This is a genomic window from Dietzia sp. IBK-p2-16D, assembly GCF_057773085.1.
This window is the reverse complement of record NZ_JBYMTL010000004.1, coordinates 89302-106428: the sequence shown is the minus strand read 5'-3', so window position 1 is coordinate 106428 and position 17127 is coordinate 89302. Positions and strand designations below refer to the sequence as shown.

Here is a 17127-nt window from a genome sequence, read left to right as displayed (position 1 = left end):
GGACTCAGGAGATCGACGGGACGATATAGACGCCGATCACCACGGTGAGGACCCACAGGGCCGCGAGGACCTGCAGGACCCGGTCGCCGAGCGCGATGTCCTCGGGCTCGCCGGCCTGCGCGGCGTCGACGTCGACCGCGTACCGCAGGACCGCGATGGTGAACGGGACGATGGAGATCTGCAGCCAGATCGCCGCGCCGGCCGGCTGCGTGGGGTCGGACCCGCGGTCGTACGCCCACAGGGCATAGCAGAGCACGAGCACCGTCGCGGACAGCGTCCAGACGAACCGCAGGTAGGTGGGGGTGTAGCTCTCCAGAGCCTTGCGGATCTTGGCGCCGGTCTTGAGGTGCAGGTTCAGCTCGGCGTACCGCTTGCCGGCTGCCATGAACAGCGAACCGAACGCCATGACCAGCAGGAACCACTGCGAGATCTCGACCTCGGCGGCCGCGCCACCGGCGACCGCGCGCAGCAGGAAGCCGGAGGAGACGAACGCGATGTCGAGCACCGGCTGGTGCTTGAGACCGAAGCAGTACATGAGCTGCAGCACGATGTACACGGCCACGACGATCGCCAGCGCCGGGTGGGTGAACAGCACCGAGATGGCGAGCGAGGCGATGATGAGCACCACCGCCATGCCGTAGGCCAACCCGACGGGGAGCACGCCCGCGGCGATGGGGCGGAACCGCTTGGTCGGGTGGGCGCGGTCGGCCTCGACGTCCATCGCGTCGTTGATGAGGTACACGCTCGAGGCGGCCATGCAGAACGCCACGAACGCGATGAACACCGAGAACAGGACGTTGCCGTCGGTGAGGGTCTGCGACCCGGCCGCCGCGGGGGCGGCGATGACGAGGACGTTCTTGACCCACTGGCGCGGCCGGAGGGCCTTGATCATGCCGTCGAGGAGGTTCTTGGGCGGCGCGCCCTTCGCATCCTCCTCCGCCTCGGCGATGTCGTCTATCTCGTTGGCCGTGTGGGGTTCGGCTCCGACGAGGTGGTGGTCTGCCACGCCCCGGGACGCCGGCGCTCCGGAATGATCGGTCATCGCTTCTCCTCGGGATTCTGGGTGAGGCCTGGGCCGGACGCACCGTCGCGCAACGCCTCGGGCAGCACGTTCTGGACGGCTGCGGAGGGCCACACCGCACGGGTGAGCGCAGCGCAGCCCGCACCGACCGCGGCACCGGCGAACACATCCGAAGGGTAGTGGACTCCCAGCACCAGCCTGGACGCCAGCATCACCGGCACGAGCGCCGGCGCCACCGGGACCCCGGCCACCGACCCCGCGAGCAGGGCGAACGCGGTGGTCGAGGTGGCATGGGAGGACGGGAAGCTGAGCTTGGAGGGGGTACCGACGCCGACGGTCACCGTGGGGTGGTCCGGGCGCCGGCGGCGGATGACGCGCTTGACGACAACAGAGGTGGCGTGGGCACCGAAGCTGCCGACCCCCACCATCGCCCAGCGGCCGCGCCGGGCCGGATCGACCGCCATGCCGGCGGCCGAGATCGCCATCCACCCCAGGGCGTGCTCGCCGACATGAGACAGCGTCACGGCCGCCTCCCGCGAACCGGGCACGGCCAACAGCTGACGCTGGATCGCCGCCAGCAACCGGACCTCGCCGGTCGGTACGGGGATCTCCACGGCGGGATCGGACACCACCGGATCAGGATTCGAAGACACGGCCCCAGGCCTCCTTGGTCACGAGATCGGCGTGGGCGTCGCGGTAGCGGCGGCGCATCTCCGGGAATCGACGGAACAGCTCACGGTGCACGGCGGCCGATTCCTTGAACAGGGCGGCGGCGAGGTCGCGGTCGCGCTTGCGGTAGACGACCCCGCGACCGTCGGCGGTGGTGACGGTCGCACCGTCGACCCTGCTGAGCGAGTACCAACGGGCCTCGATCGGCGGGAAGTTGGCCTGCGGCACCTCGTGGTGCGTCTTGTCGTCCCTGCTCAGGGTGTGGGCCAGGCCGCGGGCCAGTGCCACGGCCTTGCGGACCGGGCCGCGGGGTTCGGAATGGATGCCGGCCGGGCCGCCGGACGGGGCGGGCAGGTCCACGGCCGACGGGATGACCACCGCGTCGGGGAACTCCGCTCGCATGGCCCGCACCTTGGGCAGGGCGGTGGGCAGCAGTTCGTACAGGGCCTCCGGGCCGCGCAGGAAGTCGCGGATGGCCTCGATCTGGATGGCCACCGTCGAGTACTCCAGGCACACCAGATGCTTGACCAGCGCCTTGAGGCTGGACTGCATGATGCCCTTGTGGTCGCCCTCGTGGTACATCGACGCCACCACGAGGCGGTTCCGCAGGTGGAAGTAGGCCTGCCAGTCGATCGCGTCGTCCTTGTCCGACCACGCCATGTGCCAGATCGCCACACCCGGCATGGTGACCGTGGGGTGGCCGGCCTTCCGCGCGCGCAACCCGTACTCCGCGTCATCCCATTTGATGAACAGTGGGAGCGGCTGCCCGATCTTCTCGGCGACCACGCGCGGGATGAGGCACATCCACCACCCGTTGTAGTCCACGTCGATACGGCGGTGCAGCGGCTTGGGGTTGTCCCGGTCCGTCAACTGGTGGCGCGAGAAGTCGTAGTCGTAGTCCGCGTGCGGCGCGGCGGTCCACATGAAGTCGTGGGCGCCCACCACCTCGCCCATCGTGTGCAGGTGACTGCGTTCCTGCAGGTTGAGCATCTGGCCGCCGACCAGCATCGGGACGGTGGAGAAACGCCCGAAGGCCAGGGCCCGCAGGATCGAGTCGGGCTCGATCTCGATGTCGTCGTCCATGTACAGGATGTACGGCGAATCGGTGAGACGCCTGGCCTCGTACATGATGCGGCTGTACCCGCCCGAACCACCGAGGTTGGGCTGGTCGAAGATGTGGAGCCTGTCGCCGAGGAACTCCGCCGCCTCCGCGAACCCGGGCTCGTCGCGGACCTTGCGATCGCCCTGGTCGGGCATGAGGACGGCGTCGATCACGGCGTCGACCTCGGGATCGGAGGTCAGTGCCCGCAGCGCGGCCACCGCGTCGCCGGGCCGGTTGAACGTGGGGATGCCGACGGTGAGCCGGCGGTCGTTGGGCACCTGCACCGCCGGGTCGGGCGTGCCGTCGGGGTGGGCGTCGGGGCGCGTGTCCGGGGCGTCGACAGACGAGTACCACCCGCCCGCGAGCAACTCGACGTCCGTGTCGGAGGTGAGGTCGAACCAGATCCACCCGCCGTCCTCGAACGGCCCCAGGTCGCAGGTGAACTCGACCGTCGTCACCTGGTCGGCCCGACCCCGCTCGCCGACGACGTCACCGGTGATCGCGATGCGCGACCCGTCGATCTTGGAGCGGTACAGGTCCACCCGTCCGGACCCGCGCACAGTCAGCCTCAGGACGACCTCGCCGAGAACTGACCACCGCCGCCAGTACGCCGCGGCGAACGCATTGAAGTACGTGGCGAACGAGACCTCGGAGTCTGCGCCGATGCTCAGCGAGGTCCGCGAGGAGGAGTGCGCCCGTCGGACGTTGGTGGACGCCTCCGCGAGGTAGAGCGAGCGCACGTCGAGCGGCTCACCGGCCCGCGGGAGGATGATGCGCTGGAGGCATTCCCGGCCACGTGGAGTGGAGAGCGCGACGACCGACCGCTCGATCTCGTCGATCAGTTCGTGGTGGCCGTGGTGTTCCATATATGCCAGTCCCCGTCCCGACGGCCGGGGGCCGCCCTCATCAGCCTTGCTGCGCCTCGCCCTACCCGCACCCGCGGGCAGGAAAGCCGGGTCGATCGTACCCGGCGGGGGCGACACGGCCCGTCCAGCACGCGCCGGGGCCCCACCCGGGAGGACAGAAGAAGTAGGTTCGGTACATGCGCCTCACCGGATCCGCCCGTCGCCGCCCGACCGTCCGCACCGCCCTGGGGGTGCTCGCACTCGCCACTCCCCTCGCCCTCGCCGGGTGTGGTTCCGATGACGCCCCGTCCGACGACGCGGCGACCAACGGAGCCACCGCGGCATCGCAGTCCGAGGGCCGCGAGTCCGGTGGGTCCGCCGGGGGCGCAGCCGAGTGCCCGCCCGCCGAGGGCACAGCGGAGCGCACCACCTCGTTCGACTCGGCCCCGCCGATGTGTCTGACCGACGGCGTCGATTACTCCGCCGTCATCAGCACCGACGCCGGCCCCGTCACCGTGGACCTGCTCGAGGAGAAGGCCCCGGAGACGGTGAACAACTTCGTGTTCCTGGCCCGCAACAAGTACTACGAGGGCATCACCTTCCACCGTGTCATCCCCGGCTTCATGATCCAGGGCGGCGACCCGCAGGGCACCGGCAGCGGCGGCCCGGGATACGAGTTCGCCGACGAGCTGCCCGAGTCCGGCGAGTACGAGATCGGGTCGATGGCCATGGCCAACGCCGGACCGGACACCAACGGCTCCCAGTTCTTCATCGTCACCGGCGATTCCGGCGTCTCGCTGCCGCCGGATTACAGCCTCTTCGGCACCGTCACCGACGGGATGGACGCCGTCACCGCGATAGAGGACGACGGCAGCCCGCAGGGCCGCCCGCAGTCGCTGCACACGATCGAATCCGTGGAGATCGTCGAGGGCTGAGCCACGACCCGCGCGCCCCTGCCGGAGCGCGCGGGTCGCGCCGGTCGCGGGCCGGGAGTCAGTACCCGCTGGAGCCGCCGCCGCCGGAGAACGACGCGTTCGAGTAGCCGGTGTTGGTGGAGCTGGCCGCCTGCGCCGCCTGCACGTCGTGGGCGTGCCAGCCGGATACCACGTAGTACGGCACGAAACCGTTGTAGCCGTACCCGGCCCGCCAGTCGCGGTCGTACAGCCTCGGCGCGTGGCGGTCGCCCGCGTCCTTCGCCGCCTCGACGTCCGCCATCTCGCGGGCCCGGATCGCCTCCACGACGAGCCGGTAGTCCACGACGAGCCGGGCGTAGCGGCCCATGAAGTCGGGGGCCTGCGTATCCCGGGCCAGCTCGTCGGCGCGGGCGTCCAGGGCCCGGGCCTCGGCGGCCAGCCGCTCGTCCTTCGTCCCCAGCGCGGCGGCGAGCATGTCCTCGTGCAGCTCGCCGAGCTGGCGACGGCGCACGTCGGCGTCGCCCTGCTCCATGCGGAAGAGCTGGTCGATGTTCTGTTCCGCCGTGAGCATCTGGTCGACGGTGGTGTGGGCGGTGTCGATGTCGCCGGCCTTGGCGCGGAACTCGGCGTCCGTCGAGTCGGGCCGCAGGTCTCCGATCCGGCCCATGACCTCATCCAGCGCGAGGAACCGACCGCGGACGTCCTCCCACTGGGACCGCAGCTCGTCGTCCGCCAACGGGGAGGTGAGCGAGTTGGCGCGGATGTCCAGCCCGCTGAGCTCCCCCGCGACCCGCCCGTACTCGCGGGAGACCCGGTCGTAGCGCTCCCTCGCCGTCGTCGCCTTCTTCTTGCGGCTCGCCGCGACCCCGGCGCCGACCGCGCCCGCGACGACCACCCCCGCTCCGGCGAAGGCCCACGGCAGCCACGCCGGCGCGGGCTCGGGCTCCGGCGCCTGCACGGTGGGATCGGCTGCGGCCCGCGCCCCCGCCAGCAGCCCGACCGCGTGGTTCTCGCGCCGCATCGGGTCCTTCATCGCCTCGAGTGAACCGTCGAGGTGACCGCCCTCGAACAGGTCGAGCGCTGCGCACACGTCGTCTCCGCAGTAGATGCCGACGTCACGCGCCTCCGTGTCGTTGGCCACGATGAGCGTCCCGGGCGCCCATTTCTCCCGGTCCTCCGCCACGAGGTCCGGTCGATCGTCCTGGGCGAAGCGCTCGGTGGTGTCGTTGAGGTTGTCGCCGTCGTCATCGAAGACCAGGTACTCGACGCGCGCGACCTGCGGCGGGAACCCGATGCGCCCGGTCTCGGTGCGGAGCAGGTCCTGGTCTCCGGGTGAGAGCACGCCCGCGCGGTCGGTGATACCGACCTCGACCGCCCGGGCTGGCGCCTCCGCGGGGGCGGGGGCCTGCGCGCGGGCCGACGCGAGCGGGAACAGGAGCAGCAGCAGTCCCACGACACCGGCGACCACCGGCAGCAGGCGCAGGGTCGGGGCGGTGGTCGTCCGTGTCATGACCCGAGCCTAGTGCCGCGGGTGGTCAGTGGCGCCCGCGATCGTCGGCGATAGTCTCGATCGGGTGTTCGTCCTGGAAACGCTCATCGCCCTGACCGTCGCACTGACCACCGCGTTCGGTGGCCTCGTCGCCGAGGACCTCATCACCCGGGACGCCTCGTGCACGATCTCCTCCGTGCCGGACCTGTGGTCGGAGGCCTGCACGTCGCCGTCGCGGCTGGGGTGGTTCGTCGGCACCCTGGTCGTGCTCGTGGTGGCGATGGCCCTGCGCGCGTGGCTCCTCGCCCACAACGGCACCCTCTATTACCTACGACTGCTGCCGGCCGAGAGCGCGGACCGGATGCGCGCCGCGGTGGACGTGGCGAACGCCCGCAGCCTGGGCTTCCGCTCCGCCACCGGCTGGTTCGGCACCGCGAACGACGTGGTGGACCTGCGCCGGGAGGTCGACCACGTCTCCGACGAGCTCGAGCGCGCGATGAACGACGACGACGACGCGACCGGCTTCGTCCTGGCCCCGAACCTCGCGTTCCCGGCGGCGCTGGCGGTCGGATACGACGTCCTCCTGCGCGAGCGCACCCACCTGGCCGAGTTGCCGACCGAGGCCCGCAGGCGCCGTCTGCCCGGAGGCGACACGGGCGTGCGGACGGTGTACTTCGACGACGGCGACGACATGTGGGCCGAGCGCCGGTGGCGGTCCCGCCGTGGCCAACCGGGAGCCGAACTGTCGATGGTCACCCTCCCCGCCGGGTCGGCTGCCGCGGCGCGGGCCGACCGGACCTCCGTGCAGCTGGTCTGGCTCTCCCTCCAGCTGGACGGGGGCGGTCCCGTCTCCGAGGTCGACGCGGGTCATCCACTGAGGGAGGCGGCGGACCTCGTCGTCGTCGTCGCCCCCACCGACGGCGGACCCGCCACCGGCACGAACGGTGACCGCACGGGCGACGCCGGCCCGGGCGCAGCCCAGACCCTCGTCCCATGGACGCTGCCCTCGGGGCGCTGGTACCCGGGCGCGAGCGGGCGGCAGATCGACCGGCGGGCCTTCGCGCGGCTCGTCGAGGAGCTGTCCGGCGCGGTCGAGCAGGTCCTCGACGAGTACCCGGAGGCGCAGGTCCTGCTGACCGGGCGGATGCCGCGGAGTGTGGCGTTCGCGCTGGGTTACGTGATCTCGCAGCGCAAGGACGACCGGATCGAGGGCAAGCGCGCGGCCCTGCACCCGACCCGCGCCGACGACACCCGCGCCGAACGCGCCCAGGCCCGGGCGGAGAACGAGGGGCTGAGCTCGCTGAGCCGCTTCTGGACCTCGGTCACCCCGGTGCTCGAGCACCTCGGCGAGGCCAAGCCCACGCTCGTGCACGCGGCCCAGCGCGATGCGGTCGTGCGCGAGCTCGCCGCCCCGGCCGGCAGCACCACCGCCGACTGACCTCTGCCGGCACGCGCGCGCGATTCCTGCAGACGCAGAGGAAAGTTCGTGCGCGGCTGCAGGAACTGCGCGCGGCTGTGGGGCGGCGGCGGTCGTTCCGTCAGGCCGCGGCGAGCACGCTCAGGCCTCGGCCAGCGGGGCCCCGTCGCGCAGGTGCGGCGCCAGGGTGTTGTCGAACATCGTCAGCGCCGAGGCGATCGCCATGTGCATGTCGAGGTACTGATAGGTGCCCAGGCGTCCGCCGAACAGCACCTTGTTGGCCGCGGTCTCGGCCTTGGCCCGCTCGCGGTAGGCGGCCAGCCGCTCCCGGTCGGTGGACTCGTTGATCGGGTAGTACGGCTCGTCGTCGCGCTCGGCGAAACGGCTGTACTCGCGCATGATCACTGTCTTGTCGGTGGGGTAGTTCTTGCGCTCCGGGTGGAAGTGACGGAACTCGTGGATGCGGGTGTAGTCGTACTCCGCGTCGTTGTAGTTCATCACCGGGGTGCCCTGGAAGTCGCCGGTCGGCAGGACCTCGGTCTCGAAGTCCAGGGTGCGCCAGCCCAGCTCGCCGTCGGCGTAGTCGAAGTACCGGTCCAGCGGGCCGGTGTAGACGACCGGCGCGTCGGGGCTCGCGGCGCGGACGGCCTCGCGGACGTCGAACCAGTCGGTGTCCAGGACGACGTCGATCCGCTCGTCGGCGGCCATGTTCTCCAGCCAGGCGGTGTAGCCCTCGACGGGCAGGCCCTCGTGGGTGTCGTTGAAGTAGCGGTTGTCGAACGTGTACCGCACGGGCAGGCGCGTGATGTTGCCGGCGGGCAGGTTCTTGGGGTCGGTCTGCCACTGCTTGGCGGTGTAGTCCTTGATGAACGCCTCGTACAGCGGGCGGCCGATCAGGGAGATGGCCTTCTCCTCGAAGTTCGCCGCGTCCTCGGCGGAGAACTCGGAGGCCTGCTCGGCGATGAGCGCGCGCGCCTCGTCGGGCGAGTAGTAGCGGCCGAAGAACTGGTTGATCAGGCCCAGCCCCATGGGGAACTGGTACGCCGTGCCCTTGTGCATGGCGAACACGCGGTGCTGGTAGCCGGTGAAGTCGGTGAAGCGGTTGACGTACTCCCACACGCGCTCGTTGGAGGTGTGGAAGAGGTGCGCACCGTACTTGTGGATCTCGATGCCGGTCTCGGGCTCGGCCTCGGAGTAGGCGTTGCCGCCGATGTGGTGGCGCCGATCGAGCACCAGTACGCGCTTGCCGAGTTCGGTCGCCGCCCGCTCCGCGACCGTCAGGCCGTAGAAGCCCGACCCCACCACGATGAGGTCATAGGTGTCCCACTGCCGCTCGCCTGCCATAACCGTCGGGCCTTTCCGTAGTACGTCGCCGCGGTGCGTCCGGGAGTAGTGCGCCCGCCGACCGCTCGCCTGACCACGCGCCGGTCGGCGCGGGTACGGGTCCCAGGGTATCCGGCGGGTCGGGGGTGGGTTCAGGGCACGCCGACGACGACGAGGTGGACGACTTCTCGAACCGACCGCGGTGGCCCACGGTGCAGGTGGGGCGTTCCCGTCGTCGTACGCCGGTTCGAAACTACATCCCTGTAGTCCCAATATTCACGTCTTTATCACTTGGTTTCACACGTTTCTTGGATAACATTGACCCCGTTCGTCACATTCGTCCCAGTGGTCACGCCCCGGCGTGGCCCCCGGGCAGTTGTGCCCCGCGGGTGAGCACCCGCGTGACACAGACATCTGATCTGGAGAAGCCCTTGAGAACACGACGCCGCCCCCTGTACGTCAGTGGTCGACGCCGGACCCTCGCCCTGGCGGTGGCGGTCGCGGCATCCGTCGTCACGCCCCTCGCCGTATACGGGGCGGACCAGGTCGTCCAGTCCGGCGACAAGATCGCCACCACCGCGGGCAGCGCCCTCCCCACCGCCGAGACCGAGGTCCCCCTCGCCGGGGCACCGCCCGCCGTCGGCGTGGACACGGACATCGCCTCCGGCGGCGGCCCCGTCCGGGAGGTCACCTCCGAGACCCCGTTCTCGATGGTCGGCGTCACGTGGAAGGGGCACAACCCCGCCGCCCTGGCCGCCGTTCGTGCGAAGAACCCGGACGGCTCCTGGGGGCCCTGGTACGAGGCGGAATCGGTCGACGGCAAGGGTGAGAGCGTCAACGGGACCGGCGGCACCGAGCCCGTCTACCTGGGCACGGACACCACCGCCGTCCAGATCAAGCTCTCCGGTGTCGACCCCGCCGACACCTCGCTGGCCGACGCGCCCGAGGTCACCGGCCCCGAAGACGCGCCCGACGCCGCCGCGGGGCCCGCCACGGAGCCCGCCACGGCCTCGGCCCCGGCTTCGGCGGAGCCCGCCGATGACGCGGACGCCGATGACGCGGCCACCGCGGACTCAGACACCGCGGGCGCAGACGCCGCGGACGCAGACGCCGCCGCCACGCGCGCGGCCGAACCCGCCGCCGACCGTACCCCGCCCGTGCCCACCCGCTACGCGGACATCAGGCCCGTCGCCGAGACCTCAGACCTCGGGTCCGGCTCGAACAGCGCCGACTCGAGCAGCGTCGACTCGAACAGCACCGACTCGAACACAGCCGACTCCGTCAAGGCCGTCCTGCTCTCCCCCGACGACACGCCGACGCCCGATCCCGAGGCGTTCTCCGACATCACCGCCTCCGGCGGGACCGGCACCCACGGCGACATCGCCGCCAAGCAGCCGTCGATCATCAGCCGCTCGGGCTGGGGCGCCGACGAGTCCATCCGTTGCCGCAACGCCACGTACGACCCGTCACTCGCCGCGGCCGTCGTCCACCACACGGCGGGCAGCAACAACTACACCCGCGAGGGTTCCGCCGGCGTCATGCGCGGCATCTACACCTACCACGCACGCACCCTCGGCTGGTGCGACGTCGGCTACAACGTGCTGGTCGACAAGTACGGCCAGGCTTTCGAGGGTCGCCACGGCGGGCTCAGCCGCAACGTCCAGGGCGCCCACGCCGGCGGCTTCAACGGCAACACCTGGGGCATCTCGATGATGGGCGACTACTCCACCGTCGCCCCGTCCGACGCGACCGTCCGCAAGGTCGGCGAGATCGTCGGATGGCGCCTCTCGGTCGCGGGGATCGACCCCAAGGGCTCGGACACCCACTACTCCGAGGGCACCTCGTACACCAAGTACTCGTACGGCACCGCCGTCCGGCTGCCGAACATCTTCGCCCACCGCGACGTCGGCCTCACGTCCTGCCCGGGCAACGCGGGCTACGCCAAGATGGGTCAGATCCGCGACATCGCGGCGTCGTACGCCAAGAGCGGCGGAGGCGGCGGCGCGGCCCCGTCCAACCCGAGCCCCGGCCCGGGTACCGGTGGCGGTGGCGGTGGGGGCACCGGCGGTGGCGCCGGCGCCGGTAGCACCGACCTCCCGTCGACCATCACCCAGGGCAGCGTCCAGGACGCCGTCACCACGGCCCTGCGGACCGTCCTCACGGGCGGCAGGCTCGACCCCGCGACCCTGACCCGGATCCTCACCGGCGGCAAGACGCTGGCGGACATCCCGCTCGACGCGGGGTCGGTGCAGAACGCGATCGGCGGCGACTTCTCCGCGCTCGCCCAGCGGCTCGCGGGCCCGCTCGGCAAGGCCCTGTCCGGGATCCAGCGCTTCGGCAACGTCTCCCTCGTCAAACACGAGAACGGTGCGCTGTACTCCTCCCCCGAGACGGGCACGCACCCGGTGTGGGGCGTGATCGGTGACGCGTGGGCCGCCCAGGGCTACGAGCACGGTCCGCTCGGCCTGCCGGTCGCCGCGGAGGCCGAGCGCGCCGACGGGACGGTCGCACAGCGGTTCCTCGGAGGCACGCTGGTCTACGACCCGGCCACCAGGGAGCTCACCGTCGAGCCGAACCCCTGATCTCCGGCCGGGCGCCGCTCCCGCGAGGAGCGGCGCCCGGCCGACCAGACTTGCGGACCGGGTCCCACCAGGTGTGCCCGCCTCCCCCACCAGGGGCGGCGGGCACACCGGGGAAGTGGTGGGGACCGGTCCGCAACCTATTTCCCCGGAGCCCTCAGCTCCACCAACGCCGCAGGACGTGGGCGATACCGGCCTCATCGTTGGTGAGCGTGATCTCGTCGGCGGCGGCGTGCACGGAGGGGAGGGCATTGCCCATCGCGACTCCGTGATCGGCCCAGCGCAGCATCTCCAGGTCGTTGGGCATGTCGCCGAACGCGACGGTGACCGGCACCGCGGAGGACGGCACGGCCGCGCCGGCCGCCGTGCGCGAGGCGATCTGAGAGAGCCCGCTCGCCTTGGTCACACCGCGCGCCGCGAACTCGATCAGTCCGTCGGTGGTGGAGTAGGTGACGTCGGCCAGGTGGTCCACCTCGCCGTGCAGGGCGGCCACCATCTCGCCACTGGGCATCCCCGGCACTCGGGCCAACAGTTTGAGCACCGGCTCGGAGAGGACCTCGTCGTGGCCCACCTCGAGGTGCGCCGGGTGGATCCAGGCGTGCTCGTAGTCGGGGCTGGCCACGAAGTCGGCGTCCGCGGCATCGGCACCGAGGCGCTCGGCCGCGATCCCGCTGCCGGGCAGCAGACGGCGCAACACCGCGTCGATCGCCGCCAGCGTCTCGGGGTCGAGCAGGCTGGTGGCCAGGAACTCGCCGGTGTCGGTGTCCATGATGACGGCACCGTTCGCGCAGACCGCCAGTGGCGCGACGGGCAGTTGGTCGACCACCTGGGGTAGCCAGCGCGGCGGGCGCCCGGTGGCCAGGACGAACGTGGCGCCGTCCGCGACGAGGTCCTCCACCACGGCCCTGTTCGCGGCCGGGACGAGGTGGTCGTTGTCGATCAGGGTCCCGTCGACGTCGGAGGCGACGAGAAGCGGCCGGGAACGGGTCACGGAGCGTCCGGGCCCGCCGGTCCCGTCGGTTCGTCACGGGCGTCGGCCTCCGGGTCGACCGCCTTCTGCGCGCGGCGACGGAGGCGCTCGGCGTGCTCGGCCTCGTCCAGGGCCGTGGCCTCCTCCAGGGTGGGGGCGGAACCGCCGAGACGGGCGGGCACCCAGTTGGCGCCGGCCGGGTAGGCGCCGTAGCGCTCCGCGTACTCCTGCTGGAGTCGCTCGAGCGTGGCCTGCATCCGTGAGCGCAACTCCTGCGTGCACTCCTCGACCGGCTCGTACGCGGCCATCGGCTCGCCGACCTCCATCATGATCGGCACCCGGGGACGCAGCAGCTTCTTGGGCAGGCCCTTGGTCCACACCCGCTGCGATCCCCACAGGGTCACGGTGATGATGGGAACGTCGGCCGCCAACGCCATCCGGACCGCGCCCGACTTGAAACCCTTGACCTCGAAGCTGCGGCTGATGGTGGCCTCCGGGAACACACCGACCAACTCCCCGGCCCTCAGCCGGGCGACGGCCTCGTCGAAGGACGCCTTACCGGCCGTCCGGTCGACGGGGATGTGCTTCAGCTCGCGCATGATCGGCCCGGACACCTTGTGCTCGAACACCTCGACCTTGGCCATGTAGCGGATGAACCGCTTGTGCACGCGGGCCGGGATGCCGCCGTAGACGAAGTCGAGGTACCCGGTGTGGTTCATCACCACCACCGCCCCGCCGACCTCGGGGAAGTTGCGCTCCCCGCGAATCGTGAGGTCCAGGCCCTGGACCCTGAACATTGTCCGGGCGAACCCGATGATCCCCGTATAGAGCAGCTCCACGTCCCCCAGCCTAGCGGGCCGCCCCGACGGGCGGCTGTCCCCGCCGGTAGGTTCGACGACGTGGACGACGCCCCCCGCGACCTGAGTGCCCCCTTCGATTCCGTCGACCCGGAGGCGCGCAGCCGCCACTACTCCTGGCCCGCCCAGCCGGCCGCGGGCGACCGCTCCCCCCATGCGGGCCTCGACGCGCTGCGCCTGATCATCGACGGCGAGCGCCACCTCTCCCCCGGCGCGCACACGCTGGGCCTCCGCCTGGCCGCCGCGGAGGAGGGTGCGGTCACCATGACGGCCGAACCGGCGGAGTGGGCGCTCAACAACGGCGGGACGGTCCACGGCGGGATCGTCTCCGGGTGGGTGGACTCGGCGCTCGGATACGCCACGGCGACGGTCGTGGAGGAGGGTGTCGGCTACAGCACCCTGGACCTCACCGTCCGCTACCTCCGGGCACTACGGCTGGACAAGACCCCCGCCACGATCCGCGCGGAGGTCGAGCACGCGGGCCGGTCGACGTGCGTGGTGCAGGTCCGGGTCACCGACACCGATGGTCGGACCTGCGCCAGCGCGAGTGGCGTGATGATGCTCTTCCGGCCCTGACCCCGGCGGCGGCCCGCGAGGCGTCCGAAGACCTCGTCGTCGTCCCCGGAGACCCCGGCGACCACCCGCGGTTCGGGGTCAGCGGATCGGCTCGAGCACGTCCTTGCCCACGAACGGCCGAAGCGCCTCAGGGACCACCACGGACCCGTCGGCCTGCTGGTGGTTCTCCAGGATCGCGACCAGCCACCGCGTGGTGGCCAGCGTGCCGTTGAGTGTCGCGGCGGTCTGGGTACGACCCTCGTCGTCGCGGTAGCGCACGCCCAACCGGCGAGCCTGGAAGGTCGTGCAGTTGGAGGTCGAGGTGAGCTCCCGGTAGGTGCCCTGGGTGGGGACCCACGCCTCGCAGTCGTACTTCCGGGCCGCCGAGGAGCCGAGGTCGCCGCCGGCGATGTCGATCACCCGGAAGGGCAGGCCCATCGCCTCGAGCATCTCCTTCTCGAACCCCAGCAGCCGCTTGTGCTCGGCGTGGGCCTCCTCGGGCTTGCACCAGGAGAACATCTCGACCTTGTCGAACTGGTGGACGCGGATGATGCCGCGGGTGTCCTTGCCGTGACTGCCGGCCTCGCGGCGGAAGCAGGAGGACCAGCCGCAATAGCGCCTGGGCCCGTCCGACAGGTCGAGGATCTCGCCCTGGTGGTAGCCGGCGAGCGCGACCTCGGAGGTGCCGACCAGGTAGAGGTCGTCGGCCTCGAGCTTGTAGACCTCATCGGCGTGCGCACCCAGGAACCCGGTGCCCTGCATGATCTCGGGCCGCACCAGAACGGGCGGGATCATCATCGTGAAGCCGTTCGCGGTGGCCTTCTGCGCGGCCAGCTGCAGCATGCCCAGCTGTAGAAGGGCGCCGTAGCCGGTGAGGAAGTAGAAGCGCGCGCCGGAGACCTTGGCACCGCGCTCCATGTCGAGCAGCCCCAGGCTCTCGCCGAGCTCGAGGTGGTCCTTCGGCTCGAAGTCGAAGCTCGGGATCTCGCCGACGCGCTCGATCTCCACGAAGTCGTCCTCGCCGCCGGCGGGCGTGCCCTCCTCGACGATGTTGGACAGCATCCGCTGGAGCCGGTCGACCTCCGCGGCGGCGGTCTTCTCGGCTTCCTCCGCGTCCTTGACCGCCTGCTTCAACGCGCCCGCGGCCTCAAGCAGCGCGGGGCGTTCGTCGGGCGTGGCCCGGCCCACCTTCTTGCCGTGGGCCTTCTGCTCGGCGCGGGCGCCGTCCGCGGCCGCGATCGAGGACCGGCGGGCCTCGTCCGCCGCGAGCAGCTGGTCGACCAGCGACGGGTCCTCACCACGGGTGCGCTGGGAGTCGCGGACGACGTCGGGGTTCTCGCGGAGCAGCTTGAGATCGATCACGCGTCCCAGCCTAGCGGCCCCGCCCGCGCGCCCCGATCCGCGACCGCGACCGCGGGGTGGTCAGACGCCGAACAGTTCGAGGAAGGCGTCCTTCTCGAACATGCGCGCCGTGTCGACCGCGGTGGGCGTCCCGCCGTAGGGATCCGCACCCGCCTCGAAGAGCGCGCGGACGACCTCGCCGTATCCCTTGAACACCGCGCCCGCCAGCGGGGTCTGGCCCCGGTCGTTGGCGCGGTCCACCTGGGCGCCGCGTGCGAGCAACGCGCGAACGGTGTCCGGGTGACCGTTGTAGGCGGCGAGCATGAGCAGGGCGTCGCCCCGCTCGTTGGTCAGGTCCGGGCTCACCCCGGCGTCGACATACGCCGCGAGCCGCTCCGTCTCGCCGTCGCGCGCCAGCTGGAACAGCATCTGCGCGAACTCGAGGACCTCCGGGTCCACCCCGTCCCGCGGCGAGCGCACCTCGCCGTCCGCACCGGCCGGCTCGTCGTGGTTCTGTCCGCTCATGCCGAGGATCCTATCGGGACCGCGCGATTGCGGCATCATGGAAGGCGATGACCACTCCCACCCGATCGTCGCGCCGTGGTCGATCGCTGCTCCGCACACGGGGCGCGGTCATGGCCTCCCTCCTCGCCGTCCTGTCCGGCGGGGCGGTCACCGGTGCACTCATGGCGTCGGCGATCAACGATCCCAACTCGTCCCGCGCCGAGCGCATCGCGGCGGTCGTGCCCCAGGTCGACCCGCGAACCCTGTCCGGGCCCGCGTACGCCGAGGCCGCGCCGGGGACGTGCCTGACCTGGTCGCTCGACGCCGCGGACCGCGTGACCTCGTTCGACACGGTCGACTGCGCCGAGCCACACCGGTTCGAGGTGGCGGCCCGGATCGACCTGTCGAAGGTCCCCGGCTTCGGGGAGGGTGCGCCGCTGCCGGTCAGTGCCGAGCTGGCGCCGGTGGGGACCGAGCGCTGTCTCCCGCTGATCTCCGGGTACGCCGGCGGGCGCGAGGTCGACCCCGGCGGACGCTTCACCGGGCTGGTCGTGCCGCCGTCCGAGGAGGGTTGGGAGAAGGGCGACCGCAGCGTGCTCTGCGGTGTCGCCGCCGCCGAACTCGACGGCCGCTCCGCCCTGTCGACGGGAACGTTCGCCGAGGCCGACCAGCACCGCCGATGGGAGCCGGGCACCTGCCTGGGATTCACCGACGCGGGCCTGCCCGGCGCGACCACGCCCTGTTCCGAGGACCATTCGATCGAGATCGTCGCCGACGTGGACGTGACCGGTACGTTCCCGGAGGGGCCGGTCCCGCCGGATCCCCGCCAGCAGTCCGAGCTCACCGCGGACGCCTGTCGGGAGGCCGGTGTCTCCTACCTCGGTGACTCCGAGGCGCTCCGACGGACGACCCTCATCTCGACTCTGGTCAACCCGATCTCGGAGGTCTCGTGGCAGACGGGTAGCCGGACCGTCAACTGCGGGTTGATGAAGGCCGCGGAGCCCGGCCCGTTCGCCGTACTGCGGGGGTCGGCGCGGCAGGGCGTGCTGATCGACGGGGCCACCCCGGTCGCGCCCACCACCACCCAGATCCCACCGCCGGGTCAGCCGCCGGGGGGCGTCCCCGGAGCCCCGACCGACACGGGCCAGGGCACGGTGTCGGTGCCGGTGCCCGGCGGGACGCCGTGAGCCTGAGGGTCGACGAGACCCGCTTCGAGGAACTGGTGGACGACGCGTTGGACTCGGTCCCGGACGCGCTGTTCGAGGCGATGGACAACGTCGTGGTGCTCATCGCCGACCGCCACCCGGACGAGCCCGACCTGCTGGGCCTGTACGAGGGGGTGGCGCTGACCGAACGCGACACCACCTATTCGGGCTTCCTACCGGACACCATCACCATCTACCGGGGCGCGCTGTGCGCGTTCTGCTCCACCGAGGAGGAGCTGGTCCACGAGGTGGCGGTGACGGTGATCCACGAGATCGCACACCACTTCGGGATCGACGAGGAGACCCTCCACGAGCTCGGCTGGGGCTGAGCCCGAT

Annotated in this window: 15 protein-coding genes; 6 read left to right on the top strand and 9 right to left on the bottom strand. The window is 71.5% G+C overall.

The genetic code is table 11. From position 1 onward, the window contains the following. Positions 1–4: 4 nt before the first annotated feature. The 3 genes from AC3DE3_RS10330 to AC3DE3_RS10320 are packed head-to-tail and all read right to left on the bottom strand — an operon-like array spanning position 5 to position 3658. Positions 5–1042 carry a decaprenyl-phosphate phosphoribosyltransferase gene (locus AC3DE3_RS10330; RefSeq protein ID WP_260486400.1) on the bottom strand — a complete coding sequence of 346 codons (1038 nt, stop codon included), beginning with the start codon at positions 1040–1042 and terminating at the stop codon, positions 5–7. Further along, entirely contained in the window at positions 1039–1674 is a 636-nt protein-coding gene (locus tag AC3DE3_RS10325; protein WP_260486399.1) for a phosphatase PAP2 family protein, read from the bottom strand. The genes AC3DE3_RS10330 and AC3DE3_RS10325 overlap by 4 nt, the downstream gene beginning before the upstream one ends. Continuing rightward, positions 1658–3658, bottom strand: a complete 2001-nt coding sequence (locus AC3DE3_RS10320) for a glycosyltransferase (RefSeq protein ID WP_488369888.1) — start codon at positions 3656–3658, stop codon at positions 1658–1660. Before AC3DE3_RS10320 ends, AC3DE3_RS10325 begins: the two co-directional genes overlap by 17 nt. A gap of 176 nt (positions 3659–3834) precedes the next feature. Here AC3DE3_RS10320 and AC3DE3_RS10315 point away from each other — a divergent pair, with 176 nt between their 5' ends. After that, positions 3835–4572, top strand: coding sequence for a peptidylprolyl isomerase (locus AC3DE3_RS10315; protein ID WP_488369887.1), 738 nt, complete (start codon positions 3835–3837; stop codon positions 4570–4572). A 58-nt stretch (positions 4573–4630) separates the two neighbouring features. Here the strand turns inward: AC3DE3_RS10315 and AC3DE3_RS10310 are convergent, their stop codons facing one another. Further along, positions 4631–6061 (bottom strand): DUF5129 domain-containing protein, encoded by a 1431-nt coding sequence (locus AC3DE3_RS10310; RefSeq protein WP_488369886.1) that lies wholly within the window; start codon positions 6059–6061, stop codon positions 4631–4633. A 64-nt stretch (positions 6062–6125) separates the two neighbouring features. On the opposite strand from AC3DE3_RS10310, the gene AC3DE3_RS10305 reads away from it, so the two are divergent. Next, positions 6126–7478: a hypothetical protein gene (locus tag AC3DE3_RS10305; protein WP_488369885.1), complete on the top strand. Its 1353-nt coding sequence runs from the start codon at positions 6126–6128 to the stop codon at positions 7476–7478. A gap of 120 nt (positions 7479–7598) precedes the next feature. Here the strand turns inward: AC3DE3_RS10305 and glf are convergent, their stop codons facing one another. Continuing rightward, on the bottom strand, positions 7599–8801 hold the full coding sequence (gene glf / locus AC3DE3_RS10300; protein WP_488369884.1) for a UDP-galactopyranose mutase: 1203 nt from the start codon (positions 8799–8801) through the stop codon (positions 7599–7601). A 380-nt stretch (positions 8802–9181) separates the two neighbouring features. On the opposite strand from glf, the gene AC3DE3_RS10295 reads away from it, so the two are divergent. Beyond that, complete coding sequence (locus tag AC3DE3_RS10295) at positions 9182–11362, top strand: N-acetylmuramoyl-L-alanine amidase (RefSeq protein WP_488369883.1); 2181 nt, start codon at positions 9182–9184, stop codon at positions 11360–11362. Positions 11363–11516: 154 nt separating this feature from the next. Here AC3DE3_RS10295 and AC3DE3_RS10290 read toward each other — a convergent pair whose 3' ends face one another. Continuing rightward, entirely contained in the window at positions 11517–12350 is an 834-nt protein-coding gene (locus tag AC3DE3_RS10290; protein ID WP_488369882.1) for an HAD family hydrolase, read from the bottom strand. Then, positions 12347–13168 carry a lysophospholipid acyltransferase family protein gene (locus AC3DE3_RS10285; protein ID WP_260486391.1) on the bottom strand — a complete coding sequence of 274 codons (822 nt, stop codon included), beginning with the start codon at positions 13166–13168 and terminating at the stop codon, positions 12347–12349. Before AC3DE3_RS10285 ends, AC3DE3_RS10290 begins: the two co-directional genes overlap by 4 nt. Before the next feature lie 60 nt (positions 13169–13228). Here AC3DE3_RS10285 and AC3DE3_RS10280 point away from each other — a divergent pair, with 60 nt between their 5' ends. Next, positions 13229–13762 carry a PaaI family thioesterase gene (locus AC3DE3_RS10280; protein ID WP_260486390.1) on the top strand — a complete coding sequence of 178 codons (534 nt, stop codon included), beginning with the start codon at positions 13229–13231 and terminating at the stop codon, positions 13760–13762. 78 nt (positions 13763–13840) lie between these two features. Here AC3DE3_RS10280 and serS read toward each other — a convergent pair whose 3' ends face one another. Continuing rightward, a complete protein-coding gene (gene serS, locus AC3DE3_RS10275) occupies positions 13841–15103 on the bottom strand; it encodes a serine--tRNA ligase (RefSeq protein ID WP_260486389.1) in 1263 nt (420 codons plus the stop codon). Between the two features lie 60 nt (positions 15104–15163). Beyond that, complete coding sequence (locus tag AC3DE3_RS10270; RefSeq protein WP_260486388.1) at positions 15164–15607, bottom strand: ankyrin repeat domain-containing protein; 444 nt, start codon at positions 15605–15607, stop codon at positions 15164–15166. 47 nt (positions 15608–15654) lie between these two features. Here AC3DE3_RS10270 and AC3DE3_RS10265 point away from each other — a divergent pair, with 47 nt between their 5' ends. Then, positions 15655–16773, top strand: coding sequence for a septum formation family protein (locus tag AC3DE3_RS10265; protein ID WP_260486387.1), 1119 nt, complete (start codon positions 15655–15657; stop codon positions 16771–16773). After that, the gene (locus AC3DE3_RS10260) at positions 16770–17120 is read left to right on the top strand and encodes a metallopeptidase family protein (protein ID WP_260486386.1); all 351 of its coding nucleotides are present in this window, start codon (positions 16770–16772) and stop codon (positions 17118–17120) included. Before AC3DE3_RS10265 ends, AC3DE3_RS10260 begins: the two co-directional genes overlap by 4 nt. The last annotated feature ends 7 nt before the right edge of the window (positions 17121–17127 follow it).